8 protein-coding genes are annotated in these 6,270 nt (G+C 36.7%); all 8 read right to left on the reverse strand.

Annotated elements, in window-relative coordinates; translation table 11 throughout:
* A partial coding sequence (locus COU51_02220; protein ID PIR66758.1) for a hypothetical protein occupies positions 1-386 on the reverse strand: 386 nt, incomplete at its 3' end.
* Between the two features lie 270 nt (positions 387-656).
* Positions 657-1,475: a ribosomal RNA small subunit methyltransferase A gene (gene rsmA, locus COU51_02225; protein PIR66759.1), complete on the reverse strand. Its 819-nt coding sequence runs from the start codon at positions 1,473-1,475 to the stop codon at positions 657-659.
* A gap of 12 nt (positions 1,476-1,487) precedes the next feature.
* On the reverse strand, positions 1,488-2,042 hold the full coding sequence (locus tag COU51_02230) for a threonylcarbamoyl-AMP synthase (protein ID PIR66760.1): 555 nt from the start codon (positions 2,040-2,042) through the stop codon (positions 1,488-1,490).
* 86 nt (positions 2,043-2,128) lie between these two features.
* A protein-coding gene (locus tag COU51_02235) for a peptide chain release factor 2 (GenBank protein ID PIR66761.1) occupies positions 2,129-3,227 on the reverse strand; the annotation gives its coding sequence in 2 pieces (ribosomal slippage) (positions 2,129-3,187 and positions 3,189-3,227; 1,098 coding nt in all).
* Between the two features lie 43 nt (positions 3,228-3,270).
* Complete coding sequence (locus COU51_02240) at positions 3,271-3,579, reverse strand: hypothetical protein (GenBank protein PIR66762.1); 309 nt, start codon at positions 3,577-3,579, stop codon at positions 3,271-3,273.
* Between the two features lie 114 nt (positions 3,580-3,693).
* Positions 3,694-5,322 (reverse strand): chaperonin GroEL, encoded by a 1,629-nt coding sequence (gene groL, locus COU51_02245; GenBank protein ID PIR66763.1) that lies wholly within the window; start codon positions 5,320-5,322, stop codon positions 3,694-3,696.
* A gap of 5 nt (positions 5,323-5,327) precedes the next feature.
* Positions 5,328-5,615 (reverse strand): co-chaperone GroES, encoded by a 288-nt coding sequence (locus COU51_02250; protein ID PIR66764.1) that lies wholly within the window; start codon positions 5,613-5,615, stop codon positions 5,328-5,330.
* A 155-nt stretch (positions 5,616-5,770) separates the two neighbouring features.
* A partial coding sequence (locus tag COU51_02255) for a hypothetical protein (GenBank protein ID PIR66765.1) occupies positions 5,771-6,270 on the reverse strand: 500 nt, incomplete at its 5' end.

Here is a 6,270-nt window from a genome sequence, read left to right on the forward strand (position 1 = left end):
GTATCTGCTGAAGTCGGAACATCAAAACCAATAGCCTCAGCTGTTGTTTTAATTTCTGTACCGCATTCTTTGCCTTCCGGACAGTTTGGGTCGCTACCGCCAGAGACCTCTTCTCCATCCAGCCTTCCATCGGAATCTGAATCTTCGAGATAAGGACTGGTTTCGTAAACATAAAGCTCGTCATAGTCAGATAAGCCATCTTTATCGGTATCTTTACTTTGAAGTTCAAAAAATAAATTATTTGATGAAGTGTTTTGTGATGCCTGTCCCGGCTTTAGCAAAAATGGCTTTTTTATATTATGCCCCAAGTTCCATGCGCCAAAAATCAATGCCAAAACACCGGCGCAAGCCAGCACTATAATGCCTGTCCTCTCTGTATGGGGCATATCTTATATATCTACCTTATTGGCGACGTAGGGCGAGTGAAATGAAAAAAGTAATCTTTTTCATTTCCGAGCCGAGAAGCCAACAAAGGGTAAGTGCTCCGTTCGTCAGCTAACGAACTGCAACGATAATGTCCAGGGCTTGCCCTGAGGTTAATACCCTTTATTATTTATATATATATTATAACATTTTTAAAACAAATTATGAACTTAAATCAAATAAAAAATCAACCCGCTTTTTGGAGTTGAAAAAATATTATAATAAAATGGCTTTTAGATATATTTCAAAAACTTTTCTGCTAATTTAAGCCAATCGCTCTTGGATAATTCTTCTGCTCTAGCGTTCTCATTGATACCGCACTCCAAAAATGCCTCTCGCAATTTTTTCTTGTCTAACTTTAGTCCTGTGGATAGGTTTGAAAGAAGTTTTTTTCTTCTTTGTGAAAAACCAATCTTAGCAATCTTTAAAACCTCTTCACTATGAAGCTTCGGTATCCCTAAAGTTAGTTTTATCACCATGCTATCTATTTTTGGCGCCGGATAAAAAGAACCAGCAGATACATTGCAAACCCTTTCCGCTTTGCCATACAACTCTGCCAAAAGCGTTAGCATTCCTCTGCTCTTGCCGAGCAACTTCTCTCCCACTTCGTGCTGAACCATTATGACAATCATACTTGGCGGATTATCGCCTGACAAAAATATTCTTAAAATTCTTCCAGTAATATTGTAAGGTATGTTTGCAATTAATTTATAAGCATTTTGCGTATAGTGTTTAGTGTCCAGAGATAAGATGTCTGCATCTATTAATTCCAGATTTTTTATATTCCTAAATCTATCTTTTAATAATTCGTAAAGTTTTTTGTCTTTTTCTACAGCGATTACTTTTTTAACATTTTCTAATAATTTTTCTGTCAAAACTCCAAGACCGGGACCAATTTCTAAAACCGTGTCCTTTTTGGAAAGCTCACCTGCATTTATAATTTTTTCTGCAATTCCTTTATTAATTAAAAAATTTTGTCCGCGGAGTTTGGAAGGATGAATGTTATATTTTTGCAATATGCTTTGCATAAATTTTTGATTTCCAATTTTCAATTTTTTAAATAATTAAAATTTTATCTTTCCTTGCCTCAGGGTTATGATTCTACCCCCTTCTATCTTTATAATTGTTGATGATTTTCTTAATGGAAGTCGGCCGGCGTCCAAAACCAAATCAGGCTGATATCTTTGTTTTTCAAAACTCTTAATAATTGTTTTTAGGTCATACGGGTCGCCTTGTCCAGAAATATTTGCAGAAGTGGAAACAATGGGTTTTTTTAAGCCACGCGAAAGCGCGCGCGCAATATCATTAGAAGATACCCGAACCGCAGTACCATCTAAAACTATCGCCAACGGTCCCGGCCAATATTCTATTGCCAGCTGGCGCGCCAATTTTCCAAATTTGAAAAACCGAGCAGCCATTGCCTTATACGCGCAAATTACAGCAAATTTTTTGTCTTTCGGGCGCTGTTTTATTTTTACAATTTTTTGAATTGCTTTTTTATTTTGCCAATCGCAACCAAGTCCATAAGAGGTTTCCGTAGGATAAACGACGGCTCCGCCGGATTTTAAAATTTCTATAGCTTTTTTGATTGATTGTTTATTTATTTTTTCTATCTGCATAAAAAATTTTTAATTTCCAATTCTTAATTTTATAAATAATTTTAAATGTCTTAATTTTAAAAATTAAAAATTTAAACATTATAAAATTACTTTTTTCCCTTCTTCCATTTAAGATATTCTTCCATAAACATTACGAGCTCTCCGTCTAACACACCTTCCGCATCTTGTGTTTCATATTTCGTTCTATGATCTTTTACCATTTTATACGGGTGCAAAACATAGCTCCGAATTTGATTTCCCCACTCAGCACTGGTATAGTCGCCACGTAATTTTTGTTTTTCTTTTTCATGACGCGCTTCTTCCAATTGATGAAGCTTACTTTTCAAAACTTTCATTGCTGTTTCTTTATTCTGTGTCTGACTTCGCTCATTTTGACAGCTGACAACAATGTTGGTGGGAATATGAGTAATGCGGACGGCGGAATAAGTTGTTTGCACACCCTGCCCACCATGTCCGCCTGCTAAAAACGTATCTATCCGCAAATCTTTTGGATCAATTTTTATATCTTCCATTTCTCCCATATCGGGAATAACCTCCACAAGAGCAAAAGAAGTATGACGCATTTTTTCCGCGTCAAAAGGAGAAATGCGCACTAAACGATGAACTCCGTTTTCACTTTGTAAATACCCATAAGCATAAAGCCCGCTTATATGAAGCGTAACGCTTTTTATTCCGGTTTCATTCCCTCTGCTTTCAGAAATTATTTTAACATTAAAATTCATTTTTTCGGCAAAACGCAAATACATCCGAAGAAGCATCTCCGCCCAATCTTGCGCCTCTGTTCCGCCAGTTCCGGCATGTATCACCATAATAACATCACGTCTATCGTATTTTCCGGAAAATAATAAAAAAAATTCAAACTTATTGAATTTTTTATTCAGTTTTTCATAATTTTTTTTCAAATCATCTTCCAAAGAATTATCTCCTGCGGCTTCTGCTTCTTCTGCTAAATCCAAAGCAACACTTACATCTTCTTCCATTTCATCCCATTTTTCCGTTTCCTCTCGCAATTGACTGGTGCGTTGGCTGACATTTTTTGCGTGTTCTTGATTTTCCCAAAATTCCGGACGCTCCATTTCATATTCCAAGGCCTTTATCTCTGTTTTTAATTTTGGAATATCAAAGTAACCTCCATGTGGAGGCAACTCGTTTCTTAAGTTCTTTTAGTTGCTTTGTTATCTCCATAGACCTTTTAATCAATTACAAATTATCAATTACGAATTAAAAGTTAAATCTTAATCTTCTTTGCGTATTTGCCTAGAATGGGCATCTCCCATTGTTTGCCGTCTAACGCGTTTATTATTCCTAAAAGCGCCAAAACCGCAAGTCCAAGTCCTGCAATCATTGACAGATAGTATCCGAGAAAAGGTATCCAACTGATAAGACTTGAAAAAAAACTGGCAATTAAAACAACAAGTCCCTGTCTGGCATGAAACATAATAAACTCATTGTCGCGCTTATATAAAATCGGGATAAGAACTAAAATCCATAAATACGATACGGCTGCGAAAATCCTGTTTTTGTTTTGTGCGGGCATAGAATTAATTTTCAATTATCAATTACGAATTACTAATTGCTAATCTTAGTATAAAATTCTTTTATAAAATTAGCAAATAAAAAACCGCCTTGGCAGGCGGTTTTTTACTAAAATTTAATACATTCCCATTCCGCCGGGCATTTGAGGCATAGAGCCTTTATCATCGTCTTTTTTTGGTAAATCAGTTACTGTTGCCTCTGTTGTCAAAATCATTCCTGCGATTGACGCGGCGTTTTCCAATGCGCATCTCGTAACCTTTGTCGGATCAATAATTCCCTGAGCTACTAAATCTTCATATTCTCCGGTTCTGGCGTTATATCCAATATTTCCTTGCGCTTGCAAAACTTTGTCAGCAACAACTGCGCCATCAGCACCTGCGTTTATTGCAATTTGTTTTAATGGTTCCGCTAACGCGCTTTTCAAAATATTAAACCCGACTGCTCTGTCACCTATTAATCCAGAGTTATCCAAAACGTGGGCCGCGCGTAAAAGAGCAACGCCTCCACCCGGAACAACGCCCTCTTCAATGGCGGCTTTTGTTGCAGCAAGCGCGTCTTCAATTCTATATTTTATTTCTTTGCTTTCTGTTTCTGTTGCAGCACCTACTTTTATTACTCCGACTCCGCCGGAAAGTTTTGCCAAACGCTCTTGAAACTTTTCTTTATCAAAATCGCTTGAAGAAAGCTCCATTTCTTTTTTAATGCCAGAAATACGAGCATCTATTTTTTCGCGTTCACCAGCGCCTTCAACAATGGTTGTTGTCTCCTTTGTAGAAACAACGCGTCTTGCTCGGCCTAAATCAGAGAGCTCAACATTATCAAGCTTTAATCCCAAATCTTCGGTAATAAATTTTCCGCCAGTTAAAATCGCAATGTCTTCTAACATTGCTTTTCTGCGATCGCCAAAACCAGGAGCTTTTATCGCAAGCGTATTAAATACTCCTTTTAATTTATTTACAACCAAAGTTGCCAATGCTTCGCCTTCCAAGTCCTCGGAAATAATTACCATTTCTTTTTTTCCTGATGCCGCAACTTTTTCTAGAATAGGAACAATCTCCTGAACGGATGAAATCTTTTTATCGGTTATCAAAATATACGGATCATGAAACTCGGCTTCCATTTTTTCCGGATTGGTTATCATATATGCGGAAACATAACCCTTATCAAAACGCATACCCTTTACAACCTCATTACTGGTTCCAAAGGTTTGAGACTCTTCTACCGTGACTACACCCTCTTTTCCTACTTCTGCCATTGTCTTTGCAATAATAGCACCAATTTCTTTATCGTTAGCAGAAATGGAGGCGATTTGTTCTATTTCTGAATTGGAACTAATCGGCTTTGAAATCTTTTTTAATTCTTCAATAACAAGCTTTAAGCCCTCTTCAATTCCGATTTTAACTTCTACGGGGTTTGCGCCTGCGGCAACATTTTTAAGCCCATCTCGAACAATCGCCTGCGCAAGAACAGTTGCGGTTGTCGTACCGTCTCCGGCGACATCATTAGTTTTGGAAGCTACTTCTTTTACAAGCTCTGCGCCAATATTTTCTTGTTTATCTTCCAAATCAATTTCTTTCGCGACAGTCACGCCATCTTTTGTAATTATCGGACTACCAAACCCCCTATCTAAAACAACATTGCGTCCTTTTGGACCAAGGGTTACTTTTACTGCGTTGGCGAGTTTGTCAACACCGCGTTTGAGCGCTTGTCGCGCATCTTCATTAAATGAAATTTGTTTTGCCATATAATTTATTCAATAATAGCAAGAATATCTCGCTCGTCTAAAACCAGATATTCCTCGCCATCAACTTTAATTTCTTCCGGTGAATATTTTTTAAATAAAACTTTATTGCCGACTGCGACAGACATTGACGCGCGCTGGCCGGTTTCCAACATACGTCCCGGACCAACAGCAATAACTTCGCCCTTTTCTGAGCGTTCTTTTTCTACAGTATCCGGCAAAATAATACCACCGGCTGTTTTTTCTTCATTTTTTAAAGGTTTTACCAAAACCCTATCATTTAGAGGTTTTAACATAAACTAAACGTTAAGCTCATAAACACATTAAATATATCAAAAAAAAATATTTAATGGATTGATGTCTTAAACGAATTTAACGATTATCTTATTTTGCCACAAAAAAAAAACTTTGTCAAGTTCTTAAAGTAAAAAATATTTTTTACTAAAATTAGCTAATTTTCTTGAAAAAATGCAAGCCCAACCCAAAATAGCATCTGCCCGGGATACAGGGTCCAAAAATAGTGATCAAAGAGGCCTATTATAAAAAATAAAATGAGCGCGGAACGTAATCCGCTTTTCCATAATTTTCTCCAAATAAAAATATATAACAAAAAACCGATTGCACCCAATTCCGCCAGAACCATTAAAAAAATATTATGGGCTGGCTGACTATTTTTATAATTTGTATAGTTTCCAATTCCTGCTCCTAAGACTGGATTCATTGACCAAACTTTAATTCCCTCTTTCCAGCTTGCCAGCCGTTCAGTATTTGATTTGTTTTCCAGATAACCGATACTTTTTACGCGCGACGTTACAAAAGGCCAAAAAATAAAAGATATACTGAAAATAAAAAAAACAGAAAAAATAAAAAACTTTCTGATTTCTTTATTATCAAAATTTTTGAATACATAATATATAAAAACAACGGATAGCCCAAGCCAAGCCGAACGAC

This window comes from Parcubacteria group bacterium CG10_big_fil_rev_8_21_14_0_10_36_14, assembly GCA_002772895.1.
Classification (GTDB): Bacteria; Patescibacteriota; Patescibacteriia.

Bases quoted from the DNA above. Each gene is read 5' to 3' on its own strand.
- COU51_02240 (PIR66762.1), bottom strand. From the start codon at position 3,579: ATGCCCGCACAAAACAAAAACAGGATTTTCGCAGCCGTATCGTATTTA.
- groL (PIR66763.1), bottom strand. From the start codon at position 5,322: ATGGCAAAACAAATTTCATTTAATGAAGATGCGCGACAAGCGCTCAAA.
- COU51_02250 (PIR66764.1), bottom strand. From the start codon at position 5,615: ATGTTAAAACCTCTAAATGATAGGGTTTTGGTAAAACCTTTAAAAAAT.
- COU51_02230 (PIR66760.1), bottom strand. From the start codon at position 2,042: ATGCAGATAGAAAAAATAAATAAACAATCAATCAAAAAAGCTATAGAA.